Source organism: Niveispirillum sp. FG148 (assembly GCF_057809655.1).
This window is the reverse complement of the sequence record NZ_JBMDKJ010000015.1, coordinates 22,883-44,559: the sequence shown is the minus strand read 5'-3', so window position 1 is coordinate 44,559 and position 21,677 is coordinate 22,883. Positions and strand designations below refer to the sequence as shown.

At 66.6% G+C, this 21,677-nt stretch carries 19 protein-coding genes; 7 read left to right on the top strand and 12 right to left on the bottom strand.

Annotated features, from left to right (window positions below; all coding sequences use genetic code 11):
* Position 1 precedes the first annotated feature (1 nt).
* Positions 2–1,051, bottom strand: a complete 1,050-nt coding sequence (locus ACODTW_RS16265; RefSeq protein ID WP_488947105.1) for an efflux RND transporter periplasmic adaptor subunit — start codon at positions 1,049–1,051, stop codon at positions 2–4.
* An 82-nt stretch (positions 1,052–1,133) separates the two neighbouring features.
* Here ACODTW_RS16265 and ACODTW_RS16260 point away from each other — a divergent pair, with 82 nt between their 5' ends.
* On the top strand, positions 1,134–1,817 hold the full coding sequence (locus ACODTW_RS16260) for a TetR/AcrR family transcriptional regulator (protein WP_488947104.1): 684 nt from the start codon (positions 1,134–1,136) through the stop codon (positions 1,815–1,817).
* Between the two features lie 116 nt (positions 1,818–1,933).
* Positions 1,934–3,952 (top strand): putative bifunctional diguanylate cyclase/phosphodiesterase, encoded by a 2,019-nt coding sequence (locus ACODTW_RS16255; protein ID WP_488947103.1) that lies wholly within the window; start codon positions 1,934–1,936, stop codon positions 3,950–3,952.
* A 212-nt stretch (positions 3,953–4,164) separates the two neighbouring features.
* Here ACODTW_RS16255 and ACODTW_RS16250 read toward each other — a convergent pair whose 3' ends face one another.
* The 6 genes from ACODTW_RS16250 to ACODTW_RS16225 all read right to left on the bottom strand — a co-directional run bounded on the left by ACODTW_RS16250 (position 4,165) and on the right by ACODTW_RS16225 (position 9,098).
* Positions 4,165–4,713: a gamma carbonic anhydrase family protein gene (locus tag ACODTW_RS16250; RefSeq protein WP_488947102.1), complete on the bottom strand. Its 549-nt coding sequence runs from the start codon at positions 4,711–4,713 to the stop codon at positions 4,165–4,167.
* The gene (gene argC, locus ACODTW_RS16245) at positions 4,710–5,771 is read right to left on the bottom strand and encodes an N-acetyl-gamma-glutamyl-phosphate reductase (protein ID WP_488947101.1); all 1,062 of its coding nucleotides are present in this window, start codon (positions 5,769–5,771) and stop codon (positions 4,710–4,712) included. The genes ACODTW_RS16250 and argC overlap by 4 nt, the downstream gene beginning before the upstream one ends.
* Before the next feature lie 62 nt (positions 5,772–5,833).
* Positions 5,834–6,295, bottom strand: coding sequence for a GNAT family N-acetyltransferase (locus ACODTW_RS16240; protein WP_488947100.1), 462 nt, complete (start codon positions 6,293–6,295; stop codon positions 5,834–5,836).
* Positions 6,296–6,372: 77 nt separating this feature from the next.
* Positions 6,373–7,158, bottom strand: coding sequence for a LytR/AlgR family response regulator transcription factor (locus ACODTW_RS16235; protein ID WP_488947099.1), 786 nt, complete (start codon positions 7,156–7,158; stop codon positions 6,373–6,375).
* The gene (locus ACODTW_RS16230) at positions 7,155–8,258 is read right to left on the bottom strand and encodes a sensor histidine kinase (RefSeq protein ID WP_488947098.1); all 1,104 of its coding nucleotides are present in this window, start codon (positions 8,256–8,258) and stop codon (positions 7,155–7,157) included. The genes ACODTW_RS16235 and ACODTW_RS16230 overlap by 4 nt, the downstream gene beginning before the upstream one ends.
* Positions 8,259–8,264: 6 nt before the next feature.
* A complete protein-coding gene (locus ACODTW_RS16225; RefSeq protein ID WP_488947097.1) occupies positions 8,265–9,098 on the bottom strand; it encodes a DUF2306 domain-containing protein in 834 nt (277 codons plus the stop codon).
* A gap of 191 nt (positions 9,099–9,289) precedes the next feature.
* Between ACODTW_RS16225 and ACODTW_RS16220 the strand changes: the two genes are divergently transcribed.
* Positions 9,290–10,546 (top strand): MFS transporter, encoded by a 1,257-nt coding sequence (locus ACODTW_RS16220; protein WP_488947096.1) that lies wholly within the window; start codon positions 9,290–9,292, stop codon positions 10,544–10,546.
* Positions 10,547–10,600: 54 nt separating this feature from the next.
* Here the strand turns inward: ACODTW_RS16220 and fcl are convergent, their stop codons facing one another.
* The 4 genes from fcl to ACODTW_RS16200 form a co-directional block, all read right to left on the bottom strand.
* Positions 10,601–11,575, bottom strand: a complete 975-nt coding sequence (gene fcl, locus ACODTW_RS16215) for a GDP-L-fucose synthase (protein WP_488947095.1) — start codon at positions 11,573–11,575, stop codon at positions 10,601–10,603.
* Positions 11,576–11,592: 17 nt separating this feature from the next.
* Positions 11,593–12,633 (bottom strand): GDP-mannose 4,6-dehydratase, encoded by a 1,041-nt coding sequence (gene gmd / locus ACODTW_RS16210; RefSeq protein WP_488947094.1) that lies wholly within the window; start codon positions 12,631–12,633, stop codon positions 11,593–11,595.
* 122 nt (positions 12,634–12,755) lie between these two features.
* Positions 12,756–13,862 (bottom strand): glycosyltransferase family protein, encoded by a 1,107-nt coding sequence (locus ACODTW_RS16205; protein WP_488947093.1) that lies wholly within the window; start codon positions 13,860–13,862, stop codon positions 12,756–12,758.
* A gap of 54 nt (positions 13,863–13,916) precedes the next feature.
* Complete coding sequence (locus tag ACODTW_RS16200) at positions 13,917–15,599, bottom strand: SulP family inorganic anion transporter (RefSeq protein ID WP_488947092.1); 1,683 nt, start codon at positions 15,597–15,599, stop codon at positions 13,917–13,919.
* A gap of 174 nt (positions 15,600–15,773) precedes the next feature.
* Between ACODTW_RS16200 and ACODTW_RS16195 the strand changes: the two genes are divergently transcribed.
* From ACODTW_RS16195 to ACODTW_RS16185, 3 genes are all read left to right on the top strand, one after another.
* Positions 15,774–16,997 (top strand): ROK family transcriptional regulator, encoded by a 1,224-nt coding sequence (locus tag ACODTW_RS16195; protein WP_488947091.1) that lies wholly within the window; start codon positions 15,774–15,776, stop codon positions 16,995–16,997.
* 123 nt (positions 16,998–17,120) lie between these two features.
* A complete protein-coding gene (locus tag ACODTW_RS16190; RefSeq protein WP_488947090.1) occupies positions 17,121–18,014 on the top strand; it encodes an ROK family protein in 894 nt (297 codons plus the stop codon).
* A 32-nt stretch (positions 18,015–18,046) separates the two neighbouring features.
* Positions 18,047–19,210 (top strand): AGE family epimerase/isomerase, encoded by a 1,164-nt coding sequence (locus tag ACODTW_RS16185; RefSeq protein ID WP_488947089.1) that lies wholly within the window; start codon positions 18,047–18,049, stop codon positions 19,208–19,210.
* An 80-nt stretch (positions 19,211–19,290) separates the two neighbouring features.
* Here ACODTW_RS16185 and ACODTW_RS16180 read toward each other — a convergent pair whose 3' ends face one another.
* Complete coding sequence (locus tag ACODTW_RS16180) at positions 19,291–20,355, bottom strand: citrate synthase (protein ID WP_488947088.1); 1,065 nt, start codon at positions 20,353–20,355, stop codon at positions 19,291–19,293.
* Positions 20,356–20,461: 106 nt separating this feature from the next.
* Between ACODTW_RS16180 and ACODTW_RS16175 the strand changes: the two genes are divergently transcribed.
* A complete protein-coding gene (locus tag ACODTW_RS16175) occupies positions 20,462–21,646 on the top strand; it encodes a citrate synthase (RefSeq protein ID WP_488947087.1) in 1,185 nt (394 codons plus the stop codon).
* The last annotated feature ends 31 nt before the right edge of the window (positions 21,647–21,677 follow it).

Here is a 21,677-nt window from a genome sequence, read left to right as displayed (position 1 = left end):
CTCAGTTCCCCGTCCCGGCGATGCTGATGCTGCTGTCGGGCCGCAGATAGGCGCCGCCGCTGGCCACCACCCGGTCGCCGTCCTGCAGCCCATCCGCCACCAGCAGGTCCGGCCCCTGCAGCCCCGCCAGCTTCACCTGACGCCGTGTCACCGACTTGCCGTCGGCATTGACGATATAAAGCGTGGCGATATCGCCGAACCCTTCGATCAGGGCCGATGCCGGCACGGCCAGGGGCGGCCGCCCGCCGCCGGCCCGCGGTGCGATGCGCAGATTGACGATGCGCCCGCTGGACAGTTCGGGCGGCGGGTTCTCCACCGTCACCTCCACATCAAACACGCCGGTGCCGGCGGCACTCTTGGCCGCGATGCGCGTCACCCGGCCGAGCAGCGCCCCCGTCTCCAGCAGCAGTTCGGCCGCGTTGCCCACCGCGATGCGGGCCACGTCGCGGTCGGACAGGCCGGCGCGCACAATGACGCCGCTTTCCCGGTCACCGATGACCAGGGCCGTGGTGCCCGACGGCACGATTTGCCCCGGCTCCAGCGGCCGGGCCAGCACCACGCCATCGGCGGGCGCCAGGATCTCCGACAGGCCGCGGTTAAACGCGATGGCATCGCGGTCGGCCTGCGCCGTTTCCAGCGCACTGCGCGCCGCATCCACCCGCGCCGTCTCCACAAACCCCTTGGATACCAGCGGCAGCAGCCGGTCCAGGTCCTGCCGCGCCTTGGTCACCCGCGCCTCGGCCGCGCGCAATTGTGCATCAATCTCCACCACCTGGATGCGGGCCAGCCGCTGCCCCTTGGTCACCACATCCGACAGGTCGACCTGGAACGCCTCCACCTTGCCCGCCACCTTGAAGGATAGCGGTATTTCGCGCTTGAAGGCGACGCTGCCCGTGGCCTTGACCATCTGCGCCTCCGGGGCGGGCCGCGCGGTGGCCACCGTGACGGGCACAGGCGGGGCCGCGATGGCGGCCTTGGCCGCCGGCTCGTCGGATTTGCCGCACCCGGCCAGGGCCAAAACCAGGAACAGGGGAAGCGATATCCGCAGCATGATCGACCTAACAGTGATAAGTTTACGGTGTTAGGTTATGTCGATTGCGCTATTGGTCAATAGGTTTTGTAAGGTTCAGGCCATGAATGTTCTGTCGCCCGCCGGTAAACCCCCGGCGCCCAAGCGTACCCGCCTGCCCGCGGCCGAACGGCGGGCGCAGATTCTGGCTGTGGCCCGCGACCTGTTCGTTGCCGAAGGGTTCGAACGCGCCTCCATGCGGCGCATCGCGGATGCTGCCGGCATCACGCCCACAGCCATCTACGATCATTTCGCGGATAAGGAAGAATTGCTGTCCGCCATTGCGGCCGAATTCTTCGATGGTCTGACGGCAGCGATGAATGTGGATTCTGTTGCCTGGGCCGACCCGCTGTCGGCGCTGGCCCAGTTGATGGAAAATTACGTGCGCTACGGACTGGCGCATCCCAATGAATATCGGCTGGTCTTCATGAACAGCCTGACCCGTTTCGTGCCCAGCCTGGGCCATCGCGGCCTGCCCAAGGGACCGGGGGAACCGGCGGAAATCTGCCTGAAGGACCCCGGCAAGGGTCAATCCTCCTTCATGCTGCTGCAAACCGGGATCGAACGGCTGGCGGCGGCCGGCATGCTGCGCAACGACGATCCCGAAGGCTTCGCCGACAGTGTCTGGGCCATGGGCCATGGGCTGGTGTCCCTGATCCTGACCAAGGGCGAAAGCAACTTCACCCCCGTCGATCGCTGGATCAAAACCTCCATCGGCATCCTGTTCGACGGCATGCGCCCGCGCTGATTTGTGCACCCGCGGTTTCCAGACTGTCATCACCCCGTCATCGTCGCCATGCAGTATGGCGGCACGGGTGGCCCTTGCCGGTGTCTCAAGGCCACCCCTGGCGGAAACGGTGATCCTTGGCCCGTGGCACATTGCGCAGTTTGACGGGGCGTCAGGCCCTGGTGACCCTGGTCAGCGCCCTGCTGATCGGGTTGGCCTTGACGGGCGTGGAAGCGGCATTCGCCATCGCGCGTGAACGCGACAAGGCCGAACGCCATGTCGGCCAGATCATGAACCTCATCACGGGTTCCGCCGCCACGGCTTTGTGGAATTTCGATGATGCGCTGGCCCGCAACCTGTTTGCCCCCGTGTTGGCCATGGACACGGTCGACCGCATCGAAATCCGCGATAATCGTGATGCCGTGTTCGCGGCCGATGGACAGGCGAAACTGGCCGATGGCTGGGCCGCCACCGTGTTCGATGGGCTGCTGACGGCCCGCCGGCCCTTGGTCAATATCGCGGAAAACGGCACCACGACGACCATCGGCACCCTGGTCCTGTTCCTGAACGGCCACGCCATCGGCGCCGATCTGCGTACCTTCGTCCTGGGTTCCTTCATCGGCGGGCTGCTGCGCAACCTGTTGCTGGGGGCGCTGCTGGCCGTCGTCTTCCACCTGTTCCTGACCCGGCCGCTGATCGCGCTGGGCCGCGACCTGATCCGGGTACAGCCGGCGGAGCCGCTGGCCAACCCCATCCGGGTGCCGCGCGGCCACCGCAATGACGAACTGGGCTATGTGGCCTCCCGCATCAATGAATTGCTGGCGCAGCTGCACCGGTCACAGACGGAACTGCGCCGGCTGGCCACGCGCGACCCGCTGACCGACCTGCCCAACCGCGTCCTGATGATGGAAACCCTGACGGGCGGGCTGGAACGCGCCAGCCACAGCAGCCGCCTGCTGGCCGTGCTGTTCCTGGATCTGGACCGGTTCAAGCATGTGAATGACAGTCTGGGCCACGCGTCCGGCGACGATCTGCTGCGGGAGGTTGGCGAAAGGCTGCGCGGCGCCCTACGGCAGGCGAACATTGTCGGCCGGCTGGGCGGTGATGAATTCCTGGTGGTGCTGGAAGATGTGAGCGGCGTGGAAGAGGTCGCACAGGCCGCAGCCCGGCTGCTGAACGCGCTCTCCCGTCCCTTCATGGTGGACGGGCAGGCCGTGCATGCCGGGGCCAGCATCGGCATCGCCATGCATCCGGCCGATGGTGCCGACGCCATCAGCCTGATGCGCCATGCCGATGTCGCCATGTACGCGGCCAAGGCCATGGGCGGCGGCGCGTTCAAATTCTTTGACCGGGTCATGACCGAACGCGCCCTGGTCATGCTGCGCACCGAAGCCAGCCTGCGCGATGCACTGGCCTCCGACGCGCTCTGCCTCTATTACCAGCCCAAGATCGATCTGGCGACGGGCCGGCTGGCCGGCGTGGAAGGGCTGGTCCGCTGGCCACATGGCGACCGCATGATCTCCCCGGCGGAATTCATTCCGGTTGCGGAAGAAACGGGCCTGATCGTGGAACTGGGCGATTGGGTACTGCGCCGCGCCTGCCTGGACGCCGCCCGCTGGATGGCAACCGGGCTGGGCACCATCACCGTCGCCATCAATGTCTCGGCCCGGCAACTGGCCGAACCGGACTTTCCCGACCGCGCGGTGAAGATCGTTTCGGAAGCGGGCCTATCGCCGCGGCAATTCATCCTGGAGATCACGGAGACCGTGGTCATGCGCGATGTCGCCAACCAGTTGACGGTGCTGAACGCCCTGCGCGGCTTTGGCTTTGGCGTCGCTGTCGATGATTTCGGCACGGGCTATTCATCGCTGGCCTATCTGAAGCAGTTGCCCGTGACCATGCTGAAGATCGACCGCAGCTTCGTGAACGACCTGCCCGACGACCCGGCCATCGCCGCCACGGTCATCGCGCTGGGCAAGCGCCTGGGTCTGACCACGATTGCGGAAGGGGTGGAAACGCAGCAGCAGTGGGACTGGCTGCGGGCGGAAGGCTGCATGCTGGCCCAGGGTTACCTGATGGCCCGCCCCCTGCCCGTCGAACGGCTGGAACAGGAATTCCTGGCGCCGGCCGTCCAGTCCCGACCGGTGGCGTGCTAGGGTTTGTCCGGTTCAGGTTGAAGCGGGACCTCCCGTCATCCCGGCGAAAGCCGGGACCCAGGGGCCAAACGCCCGACCTTTCGGCAGTTTCCATCGACGCTGCGTTTAGGTTCGATCCTGTGGCCCCTGGGTCCCGGCTTTCGCCGGGATGACGGGAAAGTTGATTTCAACCCCAACCGCACAACCCCACAAGCCTCGCCCAACAGCTCCCCTCACCCCGGCCCGCCACCCACCTCGCCCAGATATTGCCGCGCCATCTCCGCATAATGCGGGGCGATGGACATCTGGGTGCGGATATCGTCTTCCGTCAGCGGGCGCAGGAATTTCGCCGGGCTGCCGCCCCACAATTCCCCTGCCTTCACCCTCTTGCCCGGCGTGACCAGGGCGCCGGCCGCGACCATGGCGCCCGCTTCCACCACCACGCCATCCATGATGCAGGCCTTCATGCCGATGAAGGCGCCATCTTCCACCACGCAACCATGCAGCAGGGCCAGATGGCCCACCGTGACATTGTCGCCGATGGTGGTGCTGAACCGGTTCTTCGTGCAATGCACGACGCTGCCATCCTGGATATTGGTATTCCTGCCGATCCGGATGAAATGCACGTCGGCGCGCACGGTGACATTGAACCAGATATTGCTGCCGGCACCGATCTCGACGTCACCGATGATGGTGGCGTTGGCCAGGAATGCCGTCGGGTCGATGACGGGCACCTTGCCCTTGAAGGGCAGGATGGTGGGGATGGGGCGCGTCTGGATCACGGGAACACCGGCACCACGTCCAGGCCCAGCGTCTCCGCAAAGCCGTTCATGATGTTGAAATTCTGCACGGCCTGCCCCGACGCGCCCTTCATCAGATTATCGATGACCGACGTCAGGATGGCACGGCCGGGAATGCGGTCGGCGAAGACATTGATCAGGCACAGGTTGGACCCGGCCACATGGCGGGTCTGCGGCCCCACCCCGGCCGGCAGCAGCTTCACGAACGCCTCTCCCGCATAGGCCTGCTCCAGGGCGGCGCGCAGGTCGGCGGCGGTGACGCCGTCCTTCAGCTTGACATAGGTCGTCGCCATCATGCCCCGGTTCATGGGGATCAGATGCGGGGTGAAGGCGATGCGCACATCGTCGCGACCAGCGGCCCAGCCCAGGCTCTGCTCGATCTCCGGTGCATGGCGGTGGGACGCGATGCCATAGGCATGCATGCCTTCCGCCACTTCGCAATAAAGGCTGCCCTGCTTGGCATCGCGGCCGGCCCCGGACACGCCCGACTTGGCATCGATGATGATGTCATCGGCCGCGATCAGCCCCGCCTTCAACAGCGGCAGCAGCGGCAGCAGCGACGCCGTGGGATAGCAGCCGGGATTGGCCACCAGCCGGGCCTGGGCCACCTGCTCGCGCGCCACTTCCGACAGGCCATAGACGGCCGTTTCCTGAAGCGCCGCAGCCTTGTGGGCGTGCCCATACCATTCGGCATAGGTATCGACATTGAACAGCCGGAAATCGGCCGACAGGTCGCAGACCCGCACATGCGCGGGCAGGCCGGCGATCACCTCCTGCGTCGTGCCATGCGGCAGGCCGCAGAAGACGAAATCCACCTCGGTCCAGTCGACATCGGCGATCTTGGTCAGGGCCGGCAGGTCATAGGGGGCCAGATGCGGGAACACCTCGGCCACCGGCTTGCCCGCCGCCCGTTCGCCCGTCAGCGCCGTGATGCGCACCCGCGGGTGGCGCAGCAGCAATCGCATCAGTTCAGCACCCGTATAGCCGGAAGCGCCCAGAATGGCGACGCGGACGGGGGAATGGACGGACGCTGCGGTCATGACGCTGATATCTCCTTGATGGGCAACGCGGATGCGCTTTTCCTGAACTTCGCATCCATACGTTACAAATACAGCTTCATGCCCTCATGCGAAGCATCAAAGCCAAGGCGCTGGTAGAACCTGTGTGCATCGGTCCGCTTCTTGTCGGTGGTCAGTTGCACCAGACCGCAGCCATGGGCGCGGGCCAGATCGACGCAGCTTTCGATCAGAACGGCGCCCAACCCCTGGGAGCGCAGGTTGCTGGCCACCCGCACATTCTCGATGGTGCAGCGGCGCATGCCCTTGCGGCCCAACTGGCGGACATAGTTCAACTGCGCCATACCGACGACGCGGCCATCCAGGTCCAGCACCAGCATCCCGGCATTGGGGTCCAGCGCGATCTCGTCCCAGGCCTGGTAATAGGGTTCCAGGTCGCTGCCGCTTTCCCGCGTGCTGCCTAGCATGTCGTCCTGCAACAGCGCCACCAGTTCGGGCACGTCCTGGCGCCGCGCGGTGCGCACCACGACATCATCCTTGATCGACATTCATGTCCCCTTTCCGCCTTGGTCCGCGCACCATGGCATTTCCGCGCGGCCGGGTCGAGGTGCCCTGCACGGGGCCCCTACATCTGCCGGAACAGGTGCAGGTAGGCGCGGCTGACGGGCAACGTCTCGGCCCGGCCCTTCAGATGGATGGTGGCCGTCTCATTCTCACCGCGCACGATATGGCCGACGGCGCGCAGGTTGACGATGGCGCCGCGATGCACCTGTTGGAACAGGTCGGGGTCCAGTTGTTCGGCAAGGTCCCGGATGGACAGGCGAATCACCGCCTCCTGCGGATGCCCGCCCTCCCCGCGCCAGCCGACATGGGTGTATTTCTCCGCCGCCAACAGGAAATCCACATCCTCCACGGCAATCAGGCGCACAACCGGCCCCACCGATGCGCGCAGCCAGCGCAGGTGCGCCGCCGCCGGCCCGGCGCGCAACTGTTCGGCCAGCCGGGCCAGCAGCGCGTCGGTATCGACCGCCGGCCGCTGCGCCGACAGCCGTTCGCGCAACCGCCCCACCGTGTCGGCCAGCCGTTCGGCCGCCACCGGCTTCACCAGATAATCCAGCGCCCCTTGCGCAAAGGCGGCCACGGCATACTGGTCAAAGGCGGTGACGAAGACCAGGTGCGCCCGCCGCCCGATGCGCTGTGCCGCCTCCACCCCCGACATTCCCGGCATATGCACGTCCAGGAAGCAGATATCGGGCGTCAGCGCCTCGAACAGCTCCACGGCCTGCCTTCCATTGCGCGCCTCCGCCACGATGCGCAACTCCGGCCAGACGGCGGCCAGCTGCCGGATCAGCGCGTCGCGCAGCAGGGGTTCATCCTCCGCCACCAGGGCGGTCGGGCCGCGCGCGCTCATGCCGGCCCCTTCTGCGCGGGGAAGAACAGCCGCGCCAAAACCCCGCCCCCCGCCCGCTCCTCCAGCGACAGCCCCGCCGCGGGGCCAAAGGCCAGCGACAGGCGCTGGCGCAGGGTGGACAGGCCCGTGCCCAGCCCCCCCACCCCGGCGCGCAGCCCCACACCGCTATCCGCGACCTCGATCCGGCAGACAACCCCTTCCTGCCGGCCGGAAATACGGATCTCGCCCCCTTCCTCCGCCGGGTCGATGCCATGGCGCACGGCATTTTCCACCAGGGTCAGCACGCTCATGGGCGGACAGGACAGGGCCAGCAACGGCTCCGGCACGTCCACAGCCACCGACAGCCGGTCGGGCATGCGCATCTGCATGATGTCCAGATAGGCACGCACCAGGGCCATCTCATCCCCCAGGCTGGCCGCCGGCACGTTCAGCCGCGGCACCGCCGCGCGCAGATAGGCGATCAGGCTGTCCAGCACGGCGACGGCCCGGGGCGAGCCCGTCTCCACCAGGGCGCGGACATTGGCCAGCGTATTGAACAGGAAATGCGGCTGCACCTGCGCCTGCAACAATTGCAGTCGCGCCTCGGCCGCCCGCCGTTCCAGCTCACTGCGTTCCAGGGCAAAGCCCAGCGCCTGATGCCGCGCGAACGCCTCCTTCTGCCGGACCAGCGCGCCCAGCGCCACCCACGGCCCGATCAGCAGCCCCGTCACCATCAGCGACGCCAGCCCCGACAGGCGCTGCCGGTCCTGCCACAAGGGCGGCCCGCCATCGGGCGTGGAATAGACGTAAAGCGCCAGCACCACAGGCGGGATGGTCAGACCCACCGCCACCACCTGCACCACCCAGCGCGGCAGCCAGCGTGGCAGGCGCCGGGGCCATTGTTCCCAAAACCCGAAGGCCAGCATGGCCATCAGCCCGATGGTGACCACGCGGGTCGCCAGCACGGCCTTGCTGCCGGCCCAGGTGGGCAACAGCAGCAGAAAGATCAGCAGGCAGGTGATGCCCACCGTCCGGAACCGCCGCCAGCCCAGCAGGGTCCGCAGCCGCGACCGCCATCCCGCCGGGGGCGACGCCGCCCCCTGATCCGTTCCGTCCGCCATCGCCACTCACATCCGGGGCAGCCACATGCCCATCGTCGCACCGAAGATACCAAAGGCCGTCAGCAACGCCAGCCCACACAACAGCCCGGCCATACCCATCCGCGCGGCCGCCGTCCCCCCGTCCCGCGCCCGGAAATACATCTCCAGCACGGCCAGCGGCAGCAGATACTGGGCAAAGGCCAGGAACACCAGGAACGGCCCCGTGAAGGTTTTCGCATCAAAACCGACCGGCGCCCGGAAGATCAGCAGCCAGCACATCAGCCCGATGCGGAAGAACCAGACCCCGCTGACGCACAGGAACAGGCGCAGGGCCCAGCGCCGATGCCGGTCGAACTGCCGCTGCCGGGCAAAGGTCCAGGCGATGCCGGCACAGATCAGGATGGCGATGCCGTTGCTGATGGTGCCGGCCTGCATGGCCGTGCTGCCCACCGTGCCGCGCCACGCGATCAGGGCGATGCCCCCCACCGCCAGGATGGCGGCGGCTCCCATATAGGTCCGCCCCATCCAGCGATGCAGCGCCGGCCGCCGACGCCGCAGGGCCGGCAGCAACTGCAAGGCGCCGAAGACGATGATGACCAGGGCGAACAGCGCATGCAGCCCGAACATCAGGTTGCCCAGCGCGTCCCCCGGCACATAGGCCTTGGCCGGCGACCGGTTCCAGCTTTCCGGCCCGCCGCCCAGCAGCACGCCGCCATAGATGGCGGCGACATACAGCGTGAAGATCATCTGCCCCGCCACGGCCACCAGCAGCCAAAGGCCGCCCGCCCTGACCAGCCAGCGGTCAGCCCGCAGCAACTGTTTGCGAACGGGCTGCACCCCCATCGTTTCCACCATCGACATCCACGCCTCCCTTCCCTGAATGGCCGGGCCAGACTGGCGGGAAAGGCCGATCATGGCCGCCCTTATGCGACAAATGACGGTATGGGGCGATGGGTGGCGGTCGGCGCGGCCCTGACTTGCAGGATGATCCGTTAACCGGGCGAAGGGTCGGGCGCATAGTCTTGGCCGTCGCCCGCCACCAGACCGGTATCATGACCGCCGCTCCTTCCGCTGTCGAACCGTCGAACAGCCCCTTCGCCTACGGCCCATATCGCCTTTACTGGTTCGCCCGCATCTCGGCCATCCTGGCCTTGCAGATGCAGATCGTTGCAACCGGCTGGCGCGTCTATGACGTGTCGGGCAGCCCCATGGCCCTGGGCTTCATCGGTCTGGCGGAATTCCTGCCTTCGATCCTGCTGGTGCTGGTCACCGGCCATGTCGCCGACCGATTCGACCGGCGCCGCGTCATCAATGTCTGCCAGGCGCTGGAAATCGTCGCCATGCTGGTCCTGTGGGCCGCGCTGCTGGACGAAGGCGGGGCCTTGTGGCCGGCCTTCGTGGCGGTGGCCATCCTGGGCACGGCGCGGGCCTTTGAAATGCCGGCCGCCTCCTCTCTGGTGCCCAATCTGGTGCCAGCCGCCGTGTTTCCCCGCGCCGTGGCCATGAATTCAGCGGCCTGGCAGGCGTCCAGCATCGTCGGCCCCGCTCTGGGCGGTCTGATCTATGGCCTGATCGGGCATTGGGTGTTTGCCGTCTGCGCGGGGCTGTTCGCCGTGGCCTTTACCCTGGTGGCCCTGATCCGCGTGCCGCCCAAGACCACGCCCGCCGCCGTGAAGAAGATCAGCCTGGAAACCCTGTTCGCGGGCTTCCGCTTCATCTGGGGCAAGCCCATCGTGCTCGGCGCCATTTCGCTGGACCTGTTCGCCGTGCTGCTGGGCGGGGCCACGGCCCTGCTGCCCGTGCTGGCCAAGGATCAGTTCAATGCCGGCCCGATCATGGCCGGCATCCTGCGCGCCGCTCCCTCCATCGGGGCCCTGGCCGTGGGCCTGGCCCTGGCTTTCTGGCCTGTGCAGCGGCGGGTGGGGCCGGTGCTTTATGTCTGTGTCGCCATCTTCGGCATCGGCACCATCATCTTCGGCATGACCAGTTCGGCCATCATCGCCGGCGTCGCCCTGATCGTAATGGGCGCGGTCGACATGGTCAGCGTCTTCATCCGCCAGTCGCTGGTTCAGCTTGAAACGCCCGATGACATGCGCGGCCGCGTCAGTGCCGTCAGCAGCCTGTTCATCGGTGCGTCCAACCAGTTGGGGGAATTCGAATCCGGCGTCACCGCAGCGTGGTTCGGCGCCGGCCCCGCCGTCATCATCGGCGGCATCGGCACGCTGGCCATCGTCGGCCTGTGGTGCGTGCTGTTTCCCGCCCTGCGCACGGTCGACCGGTTTCCCGGTGCTTCGAAAGTGACGGCTTGATGACGGGGGGACGCGGATGCTCCGCGCCTCCCCATATCAAGACCGGGCCGTAACTTACGGGGTGATGCCCCGCAGGCCGCCCTTGGTCCCTTCTTCCAGGAACCATTCATAGGTCTGGCGCAGGCCGTCAGCCAGACTGGTCTGGGCGGTCCAGCCCAGCTGGGCCAGCTTGGAATTATCCATCAGCTTGCGCGGGGAGCCATCGGGCTTCGTGCTGTCAAAGACGAAACGCCCCTGCCAGCCGACGGCCGCGGCCACCTGTTCTGCCAGCGTGCGGATGGACACTTCCTGCCCGGTCCCGACATTCACATGGTCATAGCCGCTATAGTTCTTCAACAGGAAGACCAGCGCGTCGGCCAGATCATCGACATAGAGGAATTCGCGCAGCGGCTTGCCCGATCCCCAGATGCTCACCTCCGCCAGCCTGTCGCGCTTGGCATCATGCAGGCGAGCCATCAGCGCCGGCAGCACATGGCTGTTGGACGGGTGGAAATTGTCACCGATCCCGTACAGGTTCGTCGGCATGGCGGAGATATAGTCGCAGCCATGCTGCTTGCGGAAAGCCTGGCACAGCTTGATGCCGGCGATCTTGGCGATGGCATACCACTCGTTGGTCGGCTCCAACGGCCCGGTCAGCAGGGCATCCTCCGCCATGGGCTGCGGCGCCAGCTTGGGATAGATGCAGGAGGAGCCGAGGAACAGCAGCTTTTCCACATTGGCGCGGAAGGCAGCCTGGACGATGTTGGTCTCAATGACCAGATTGTCGTACAGGAAATCGGCCGGATAGGTGTTGTTGGCATGGATGCCGCCAACCTTGGCCGCGGCCACGACGACGGCGTCCGGCTTGTTGGCCGCCACCCACTCCTCGACAGCCTGCTGGCGGGTCAGGTCCAGCACATCGCGACCGGCGGTCAGGATGGTGCAATTTTCCGACGCCAGGCGGCGCACGACAGCGCCGCCCACCATGCCGCGATGGCCGGCCACCCAGACGCGCTTGCCGGCCAGATCATAGGAACGCAGATCGCTCATCTTCGTCTTTCCCTGAATCAGGCCAGCAGCTTCACGTCGGCTTCGACCATTTCCTTCACCAGATCCGGGAAGCTGGTCGTGTGCGTCCAGCCCAGCTTGGCCTTGGCCTTGGACGCATCGCCCAGCAGCAGGTCAACCTCGGTCGGGCGGAAATAGCGCGGATCGATGCGCACCAGCGTGGCACCGGTTGCGGCATCACGGCCGATCTCGTCCACGCCCTCCCCGCTCCATGCGATGGTCCGGCCGACATGGCCGAAGGCGCGCTCCACGAATTCGCGCACCGTGTGCGTCTCGCCCGTGGCCAGCACGAAATCCTCTGCCTTGTCCTGCTGCAGGATGCGCCACATGCCCTCGACATAGTCGCGGGCATGGCCCCAGTCGCGCTTGGCGTCCAGATTGCCCAGATACAGGCAATCCTGCTTGCCATGATGGATGGCGGCCACGGCGCGCGTGATCTTGCGGGTGACGAAGGTCTCCCCGCGGATCGGGCTTTCATGGTTGAACAGGATGCCGTTGCTGGCATGCATGCCATAGGCTTCGCGGTAATTCACCGTGATCCAATAGGCATAGAGCTTGGCGGCGGCATAGGGACTGCGCGGATAGAAGGGCGTCGTCTCCTTCTGCGGCGTCTCCTGCACCAGACCGTACAGTTCCGACGTCGATGCCTGATAGAAGCGGGTCTTGTCTTCCAGCTTCAGGATGCGGATGGCTTCCAGCAGGCGCAGCGTGCCGATGCCGTCGGCGTTGGCCGTATATTCCGGCGTCTCGAAACTGACCTGCACATGGGACTGAGCTGCCAGGTTATAGATCTCGTCCGGCTGGGTTTCCTGGACGATGCGGATCAGGTTGGTGCTGTCCGTCAGGTCGCCATAGTGCAACTGGAACCGCACATCCTGTTCATGGATGTCCTGGTACAGGTGATCGATGCGGGCTGTGTTCAGCGAAGAGGAACGGCGCTTCAGACCATGGACGATATAGCCCTTGGACAGCAGCAGTTCCGCCAGATAGGCACCATCCTGTCCGGTGACGCCGGTGATCAAGGCAACCTTACGCGACATGCTTCCACTCTCCGGGGCGATGGGGACCCATCACCTTCTGTCAAGATTACCGCCTGACCGCCCCGTCAGCGGCGTTAAACGCTGCTCATACCGCGTCGGCGACGCAATGTGAACCCCAGCCGTCAGCGCGATGGGCCTGCGAAGGCCTCCAGTGCGTGGAAAACCGCGTCCACGTCCCCCACATCGGTGCGGATATAACGCTGTCCGCTCCGCTGCCCTTCACGGCAGATCAGATCGACATCCGATTCCGGCGAACCGATATAAAGCACATCCTTGCCCGACGCGATGCAGCCATAGGTCTTCGACGGAATGACATAGGCCACGAACCCGTCGCGCAGGGTGATCAAATGCGCGTCCGGCGTGACTAGCAGCCGGCCCAGGTCCCCGAACGGCACGGGGCGGCCGCGGACCACGGGCAGCCCTTCGGCCTTCAACCGCTGTTCGACCACATCCGCCCCCGCCCCGATGGCGTTCAGCCACAGGCCGACCCGACCGCTGCCCTGCCGGTGGTGGCGGATATAGGCATCAATGAAGGTGTCGGTATCGTGGGCCACGCCCCAATTGCCGGAATAAAGCAGGACGACCTTGCCTTCCAGCCCCGGCGGCACCGGCAGCGGCACCTCATCCCCCGTCAGTTCCACGGGCGGCGGGTCGCGCTTCAGCAGGATATGGTCGGCCGGAATGCCATAGCGGCGCAGCAGCCGCACCTGGTCCTCGCCCGATGCCTCGAACCGCTGTACCCGGCGGCGCAGCCAGATGGTCAGGGCGAGCGCTGCATCCAGCACCCGTGACGGCTTCTCCCGCGACGCGATCAGGCATTCCGGGTGGAAATCGGCGATGCGGTAGATCAGCGTCTTGCGCAGCAGCACATTCAGCGGCACCAGGAAATGCAGCAGGAACGGAGGGGAGCCTGTGAACAGGATCTCGTCCGCCGCGGCCAGATATTTCCAGGCACGGGATATCAGCATGGCATTGGTGCGCACGGTCCAGGCCAGACGGCGCCCCAGGCTGGCCCGGTCCAGCGGCGGGGCCGGCAGGCGCAGGGTGCGGACAGTGCCGGGGCCGACCGCTTCCTGCTCCTCACTGGCCTCTTTGGCAGAGGTCAGGCCGACCAGCGTGACGTCATAACCCCGCGCCGCGCGCTCGCGGCAATGCATAACGGCATATTGGCCGACGGCGCCGAAATCGGGTGGCAGCCAGTCGCACAGATAGACAAGCTTGGTCATCATCAACCGGGATAAATCCTTGCAAGCCGGGCATTGACCGCGAAAGCGGCGCGCCTGTCAATGCACGGTCGGCCCGGAGCTGCCCTCCGCCACCTCCAGCAGGTGCAGCGCTTCCGCCTTGGCCCGGGCCACGTCGCCCACGAAGACAACCGGCCCCTTGCGATGGCGCAGGCCCAGCCCGTGCAGCACGCCCAGCGGCTGGCGCTGCAAGCCTGCCATCACCACGAAGGCGCCGCGCTTGCCCGCCCGCGCCACCAGCGTGGATAGGGCGTCGGCCCCGGTGGCGTCCAGCATGGGCACGGTTTCCATGTCCAGGATCAGCACGCGCGGCGCCCCGCCGGTGCGGTCCAGCACATCCAGCAGCTTGCGCGCGGCACCAAAGAACATGGGCCCGTCAATACGGTAGAGAACGGTGCCGGGCGGCAATCCCTTGGCCAGGTCCGGCTCCTCTCCGCTTTCCGACACGCTGACCGTTTCCGACATGCGGTGCATGAACATGACGGCGGCCAGGATCACCCCCACCTCAATGGCTACCGTCAGATCGATCAGCACCGTCAGGATGAAAGTGGTAAGGAGAATGATGCGGTCGCTGATGGGAGACACGCGAGCGGCGTGCAGGAACCGTGGCGCATCGCTCATGTTCCAGGCCACGACGACCAGCACGGCCGCCAGCACGGCCAGCGGCACAAAGGCGGCCAGTTTGCTGAAGGCCAGCATGAACAGCAGCAGGAAGGCGGCATGCAGCATGCCCGACACCGGCGATTTCGCGCCCGACCGGATATTGGTCACGGTGCGCGCAATCGCCCCCGTGGCCGGCAGCCCGCCGAACAGGGCCGACACGGTGTTGGCCACGCCCTGACCCAGCAGCTCGGCGTTCGGCCGATGCCGCCGCCCCGTCATCCCGTCCGCCACGACGGCCGACAGCAGCGACTCGACACCCGCCAGGAAGGCGATGGTCAGGGCCGCCGGCATCAGTTCCCGCAGCTTGGCCATCGTCACCACCGGCATGACCGGCGCGGGCAGATGGTCGGGAATGCCGCCAAAGCGCGACCCGATGGTCTCCACATCCAGCCCCATGGTCAACGCCCCGACCGACGCCAGCACCACGGCGACCAGGAAACCCGGCACCCGCGGCGCCACGCGGCGCAGTGCGATGATCAGGGCCAGGGAGCCCAGGCCCAGGGGGGCAGCAATCCCGATCGTATCGCGCGCCGCCCAGAAGGCGGGCCATTTCTCCAGGAAATCCGCCGGGACCGACGCCATGGACAGGCCCAGCAGATCCTTGATCTGGCTGGTGAAGATGATGACGGCAATGCCCGACGTGAACCCCGTCACCACAGGTTCCGGGATATATTTGATCCATTGGCCAAGGCGGAAAACCGCCGCCAGGATCAGGATCAGCCCCGCCAGCAGCGTGGCCAGCACCAGACCATCATAGCCATGCCGGTTGATGACATCGACCACCACCACGACAAAGGCCCCCGTCGGGCCACCGATCTGCACCCGGCTGCCGCCCAGTGCTGAAATCAGGAAACCCGCCACCACGGCCGTCACCAGCCCCTTGTCCGGCGTCGTACCGGACGCAATGGCCAGCGCCATGGCCAGTGGCAACGCCACGATGGCAACCGTCAGCCCGGCAATGGCGTCCGCCCGCAGGTCCTTCAGCCCATAGCCTTCCCGCAGACAGGTCACCAGCTTGGGCAGAAGCTCCCGCGACAGCGGCAAGGGCGTGGCGCTCATGATTCCCCCGAACAACAGAAGAAATTATGTAGATTTACCTCAGGTTCCGCCTATTGGGTGGTGTAAGTCAAGCCTCTGCGTCACTCCTGCGCAGTCGACTTAACAGCGCCGTTGCCGTCAGCCCCCGGCCACTGTAATCGAATTCCACCAAGCAGCCGAAGGCTTCCCCCGCCAATGTCCAATCCCGCCGACACCTCTCCCATCCCGGCCTCCGTCGGCGCAAGCCTGTCCGGCACCAATCTGGAACGGGCTGGCGATCACAACCAGCGTGTGACCTTGCAGGCCATCCGCGTCGGCGGCCCCATCACCCGGGCGGAACTTGCAGAAATCACGGGCCTGACGGCCCCTGCCATCGCCAATATCACCAAGCGGCTGCTGACGGAGGATCTGATCCTGGAAGCCGGGCGCCTGATGGGACAGCGCGGGCAGCCGGCCATGAAGCTGGCCATCAATCCCGACGGCTGTTTCTCCGTCGGCGTCAATATCGACCGTGACCATATCACGCTGGTCGTGCTGGACCTGATGGGTCAGGTCCGGGCCCGCGCCACGCGGGAGGTGAACTTCGCCCTGCCGGATGAAGTGGCTGAATTCGTAAGAGCCGAACTGTCCGCCATCCTGGCCCGCGGCGAGTTGAAGGCCAAGCGGCTGATCGGCATGGGCGTGGCCCTGCCCGACGACCTGGGCCGCGTGCATCTGCCCCAGCAACCCGCCGATTACGCGGCCTGGAACCAGACTGACATCAGCGCGCTGTTCGCCAGTCACTTCCCCACCCTGCCGGTCCTGGTGGAAAATGACGCGACGGCGGCGGCGCTGGGTGAATTACAGTTCGGGCTGGGGCTGCGCCATCCCAGCTTCTTCTACATCCTGTTCAGCCGCGGCCTGGGCGGCGGACTGGTCCTGGATGGACAATATTACCGCGGCGCACAGGGCCGCAGCGGCGAAATCGGTTTTCTGCCTGTTCGTCATCCAGACACCGATGCCCGCACCTTACAGGACGCGGTGTCGCTGTCGGCCCTTTACGATCACATGGCCCGGCATGGCTATGAACTGTCCCTGCCTGATGATCTGCTGGGACTGGACGAGCGGGGACAGGGACTGGTTGCGCAATGGGTGGCGTTGGCAGCCAGCCTGTTGACAGACCCTGTGCTGGCCATCAGTTGCCTGATCAATCCGGAAACCGTGTTCATCGGCGGACGCCTGCCCGGCGTCATCCTGGATGCGTTGATCCAGGCCTTGAACGCACGCCTGTCCCCCTTCAGCGACCGTATACCCATGCTGGCCAAGGTTCGACCGGCCGCAATGGCGGCCGACGCGCCGGCCGTTGGTGCCGCCATCCTGCCCTTCAATCAGCGTCTGCTGCCCGGCCGTTCGGTCCTGATGAAGACGGCTGAAGAATGAGTGGTGCGAGTTAATTCTTATTTCAAATTGTCTATTTAATAATGCCCTGCTAAATTGCCGGGCAAATGCGGGGGCCTTTGCGCCCAGCTTCATAACATTCCGGGGACGGGAGCGTTCGGGTCGATGATCAGGATCGGGGTTGATTTCGGCGGCACAAAGATCGAAGCCGCCGCCCTGTCGGCACAGGGGGAATTCCTGTCGCGGCTGCGCGTGCCCAATCCCGGCAGCTATGATGCTGCCATCGACGCCGTCCGTGATCTGATCGCCCGCACAGAGGCTGCCGTGGGTCGCGCCGCTTCCGTCGGACTGGGGGTCCCCGGAAGCATCAACCCATCCACCGGTTTGATGCGCAACGCCAATTCCACCTATCTGAACGGGCGCAATTTTGCCGCCGATCTGACCGCTGCCCTTGGCCGGCCGGTGCGGCTGGCCAACGATGCCAATTGCCTGGCCCTGTCGGAAGCCACGGATGGGGCGGCGGCAGGCGCCCATACCGCTTTCGCCATCATCATCGGTACGGGCTGCGGCGGCGGGCTGGTGGTTGATGGCCGGCTGGTTGAAGGGGCGAATGGTATCGGCGGCGAGTGGGGTCACATGCCCCTGCCCTGGCCCCGCGCCGATGAGGTACCAGGTCCCGCCTGCTGGTGCGGACAGCATGGCTGCCTGGAAACATGGGTGTCGGGCACGGGCCTGCGGCGCGATCACACCGCAATGACCGGCCGCGACATGCCGGGTGAATGGATCATCGACGCGGCACGCAGCGGCGATGCCGGGGCGGGGGCTGCGCTGGATCGCTATATCGACAGGCTGGGACGCGGGATCGCCGTGATCTGCAACATTGTCGATCCCGATGTGTTCGTGCTAGGTGGCGGGATGTCGAATGTCGCGGAACTGTACGGGCGGCTGGAGGATGTGGTCCGGTCGCATGTGTTCTGTGATACTTGGCAGGCCCGCATCGTGCCGGCCCGCTGGGGCGACAGCTCGGGCGTGCGCGGGGCGGCGCAGCTCTGGCGGTAACAGAGCGATCCTATCTAGGAATGGTGGAACCCATGTCCCTGTCGCCCTTGCAAGAGGCTGTCGCACGCCGTGACCGGCTGGTTTCCTGGCTGAACGGCTATGCCTATCCCCTGTGGTGGCAAGCCGGTTACGATCATGCGGCCGGCGGCTTCCATGAAAAGCTGGATCAGCAAGGCCAGCCCGTGCAGGCACCGCGGCGTGCGCGGGTCCAGCCGCGTCAGATTTTCTCCTATGCCCTGGCCCCGTCATTGGGTTGGGACGGCCCGGCCACGGACATCGTGCGTCAGGCGCTGGATTGCTATCTGGCACGCTATCGCCGCGAAGACGGGCTGTTCCGCACCCTGGTCGCCGCCGATGGCGCTCCCTTGGATGATCGCGCCGATCTTTACGACCAGGCCTTCGCCCTGTTCGGGTTGAGTGCGGCCGCGGGGCCGCTGAACGCTTTCGACACCCTGCACGACACGGCCGTCACCCTGCGCGACCGGCTGCTGGCAGAGGTGGGGCACAAGGGCGGCTTTACCGAATTGCCGCCCGCCGGCCTGCCCCTGCAATCCAACCCCAATATGCACCTGTTTGAGGCATCGCTGGCCTGGGAAGCCCATGGTGGCGATGCCGGCTGGACGGCGATGGCCGACGGCATCGCCGGTCTGGCCCTGTCGAACTTCATCGATGGGCAGACGGGGGCGCTGCGCGAATTCTTCGATGCTGACTGGCATCCGGCCCCCGGTACGCAAGGCCGCATTGTCGAACCGGGGCACCAGTTGGAATGGGCCTGGCTGATGCTGCGCTGGGGCCGCCTGCGCGGGCGGGAGGATGCGATCAAGGCCGGCCTTCGCCTGTTGCAGATCGGGGAAACACACGGCGTCGACCCGGCGCGTGGCGTGGCCTTCAACAGCCTGCTGGACGATTTCTCCATCCATGATCACAGCGCCCGCCTGTGGCCGCAGACCGAACGGATCAAGGCCGCCGTGCTGGCCGCCGAGATTACTGGCGATGCTGCCTGCTGGTCACAGGCCGCCCGCGCCGCCGACGGGCTGGAACGCTATCTGGCCACACCCGTCAAGGGCCTGTGGTGGGACAAGATGGCCCCGGACGGCCGCATGACGGACGAACCGGCCCCGGCCAGCAGCTTCTACCACATCACCTGCGCCATTGCGGAACTGGACCGGGCGGTTCGCGCCGCTCTTGCGGCGTAGCCAAGCCTGCGGATGCAGGCGCTGCTGGTGCGAGAACACGCAAATGTTAAGCCCCGGTCTTGCGGCCGGGGCTTTATCATTCAGGCAGCCAAAGGCCCGATATAGCGTGACGATGGCCGCATCAGCCGGCCCGTCGCCTCCTGCTCCATGACATGCGCGGTCCAGCCGGCGACGCGGCCCATGGCGAAGATGGGCGTGAACAGGGACCGGTCCAGTCCCACGGCATCCAGCAGCAGTGCGGTATAGAATTCCACGTTCGTTTCCAGCGGACGGTCGGGCCGGTGACGGGCCAGTGCTGCCAGGGCCGCCCTCTCCACCTTTTCCGCCAGATCGATGCGGGGACTGGACAGTCCCACCACAGCGTGTTTCAGCACCTCCGCCCGCGGGTCACGCACACGATAGATGCGATGTCCGAACCCCATCAGCCGCCGGCCCGCCGCCAACTCGGCCGACAGCCAGGCAGGGGCCGCGTCCGCCGTGCCGATGGCATCCAGCATGTCCAGCACCGGCCCCGGCGCCCCGCCATGCAAGGGCCCCTTCAGGGCGCACAGGCCGGCCACCACGCTGCTGATCGTGCCGGCGCGGGTGGAGGCGACGATGCGCGCCGCAAAGGTGGAGGCATTCAGCCCATGGTCGCTGACCGTCACCAGATAGGTGTCCAGCGCGCGGGCCAGTGCCGGATCGACGGGGGCGCCCTTCATCATGCGCAGGAAATCCGCCGCATGGCCCAGCGACGCATCCGGGGCCACGGGTGCCAGCCCGACCTGAAACCGGACCCGAGCCGCGATGAAGACCGGCACCGCCGCCACGGCGCGCACCGCGTCATCGGCGGGGTCGATATCGGGCAGTGCCGCCAGCATCAGGCGCAGTGCCTCCACATCGCTCAATCCCACCGTCGCGGGCAGCAGGGCCGGCAGCAGGGCCGCCACCTCCACCCGCGCCTCGCCCAGCGCCGCCGCCAGGTTGCGCGGCTTGCCGCCCAGCGGGTGGAAATCCTGCCAGAGCAAGGACGTCACCCCTTCGAAATCCAGGCTTGCCGCCGCGCGTTCCACGGGCAGCCCCCGCAGGACCAAACGGCCGGCCAGTCCATCCACATGGCTCAGCACCGTTTCCGCCGCGACGATCCCATCCAATCCAGCCGACATTTCCGGCTCCTTTCTTCCGTGTCTCATTGATGGACAGCGTCGGCCGGCTTCGATATACAGTCAATATTGATTCAATAAATCAATATATACAGCGATGGATGTACTGATGAGCCAGCCTTTGACCCTGTCTGCAAAGGAAGCGGCGGCCGAGTTGGGCGTCAGCCTGCCCACGCTCTATGCCTATGTCAGCCGCGGCCTGATCCGGTCGGAGGCGCCGGCCGGCGGACGTACCCGGCTTTACCGGGCCGAGGATGTGCGCAATCTGGTGACAAGGCGCGACCGTCCCGCAGAGGCGGCAAACGACCGCGCCCTGGACTGGGGCGCACCCGTGCTGGAATCGGCGATCACGCTGATCACAGGCGACGGGCTTTACTACCGGGGTCGCGATGCGCGCGATCTGGCGGCAGGCGCCACGCTGGAAGGGGTGGCCACCCTGCTGTGGGACGCGTCCGATGATCCGTTCGCGGAGGAGCCGCCATCCCTGCCAGGCTTCGTGACATTGCCGTCAGGGCTGGATCCACTGGACCGGCTGCTGGCCCTGCTGCCATTGGCGGCAGCGGCGGACCTGAAGGCGGTGAACCGCACACCGGCCGGTCTGGCGCGCACGGGCGCGCGCATCCTGCGCCTGACGGCGGCCGTGCTGGCCGGCACCGCGCCGTCATCCCAACCCATCCATCTGCAACTAGCCAGCGCCTGGGGCGTGTCGGGACCAGCGGCGGAACTGATCCGGGCCGCCCTGGTGCTGTGCGCTGATCATGAGTTGAACGCGTCCGCCTTCACGGTGCGCTGCGTCGCCTCCACCGGCGCCAGCCCCTACGCCGCCTTTTCTGCCGGCATCGGCGCGCTGCGGGGTCCGCGCCACGGGGGCATGACAGCGCGGGTGGCGGCCATCCTGCCCGGCCTGCTGGACAGTGCCGATCCGGTGCAGGCGCTGTCAGCCCTGCTGGCACGCGGCGATGAACTGCCGGGGTTCGGCCATCCGCTCTATCCCCATGGCGATGTGCGGGCGGCCTGGCTGCTGAAGCGGATGACGGCCACCTGGCCGCAGGATGCGCGCCTGCGCCGCGCCATGGGGCTGGCGCGCGCGGCCACCGACATGGCTGGATCGGCCCCGACGGTGGATTTCGCCCTGGTGCTGTTGGCCGAACGGCTGGGCCTGCCGGCGCATGCGCCGCTGACCCTGTTTACAGTCGGGCGCAGTGCCGGATGGGTGGCGCATCTGCTGGAACAGTCGCGGTCCGCCGTGCTGATCCGGCCGCGCGCCCGCTATACCGGTGTGCGACCGGGGTGACGCCGGACTTGCGTCCGGGTACGCGACCCTC

What these genes read in the sequence shown, in the direction of transcription:
- ACODTW_RS16235 (WP_488947099.1), bottom strand. Translation starts at nt 7,158, where the DNA reads ATGAGCGCGCGCGGCCCGACCGCCCTGGTGGCGGAGGATGAACCCCTG.
- ACODTW_RS16265 (WP_488947105.1), bottom strand. Translation starts at nt 1,051, where the DNA reads ATGCTGCGGATATCGCTTCCCCTGTTCCTGGTTTTGGCCCTGGCCGGG.
- ACODTW_RS16195 (WP_488947091.1), top strand. Translation starts at nt 15,774, where the DNA reads ATGTCCAATCCCGCCGACACCTCTCCCATCCCGGCCTCCGTCGGCGCA.
- ACODTW_RS16190 (WP_488947090.1), top strand. Translation starts at nt 17,121, where the DNA reads ATGATCAGGATCGGGGTTGATTTCGGCGGCACAAAGATCGAAGCCGCC.
- ACODTW_RS16240 (WP_488947100.1), bottom strand. Translation starts at nt 6,295, where the DNA reads ATGTCGATCAAGGATGATGTCGTGGTGCGCACCGCGCGGCGCCAGGAC.
- ACODTW_RS16230 (WP_488947098.1), bottom strand. Translation starts at nt 8,258, where the DNA reads ATGGCGGACGGAACGGATCAGGGGGCGGCGTCGCCCCCGGCGGGATGG.
- fcl (WP_488947095.1), bottom strand. Translation starts at nt 11,575, where the DNA reads ATGAGCGATCTGCGTTCCTATGATCTGGCCGGCAAGCGCGTCTGGGTG.
- ACODTW_RS16220 (WP_488947096.1), top strand. Translation starts at nt 9,290, where the DNA reads ATGACCGCCGCTCCTTCCGCTGTCGAACCGTCGAACAGCCCCTTCGCC.
- ACODTW_RS16185 (WP_488947089.1), top strand. Translation starts at nt 18,047, where the DNA reads ATGTCCCTGTCGCCCTTGCAAGAGGCTGTCGCACGCCGTGACCGGCTG.
- gmd (WP_488947094.1), bottom strand. Translation starts at nt 12,633, where the DNA reads ATGTCGCGTAAGGTTGCCTTGATCACCGGCGTCACCGGACAGGATGGT.
- ACODTW_RS16205 (WP_488947093.1), bottom strand. Translation starts at nt 13,862, where the DNA reads ATGATGACCAAGCTTGTCTATCTGTGCGACTGGCTGCCACCCGATTTC.
- ACODTW_RS16260 (WP_488947104.1), top strand. Translation starts at nt 1,134, where the DNA reads ATGAATGTTCTGTCGCCCGCCGGTAAACCCCCGGCGCCCAAGCGTACC.
- ACODTW_RS16175 (WP_488947087.1), top strand. Translation starts at nt 20,462, where the DNA reads ATGAGCCAGCCTTTGACCCTGTCTGCAAAGGAAGCGGCGGCCGAGTTG.
- ACODTW_RS16200 (WP_488947092.1), bottom strand. Translation starts at nt 15,599, where the DNA reads ATGAGCGCCACGCCCTTGCCGCTGTCGCGGGAGCTTCTGCCCAAGCTG.
- ACODTW_RS16225 (WP_488947097.1), bottom strand. Translation starts at nt 9,098, where the DNA reads ATGTCGATGGTGGAAACGATGGGGGTGCAGCCCGTTCGCAAACAGTTG.
- argC (WP_488947101.1), bottom strand. Translation starts at nt 5,771, where the DNA reads ATGACCGCAGCGTCCGTCCATTCCCCCGTCCGCGTCGCCATTCTGGGC.
- ACODTW_RS16180 (WP_488947088.1), bottom strand. Translation starts at nt 20,355, where the DNA reads ATGTCGGCTGGATTGGATGGGATCGTCGCGGCGGAAACGGTGCTGAGC.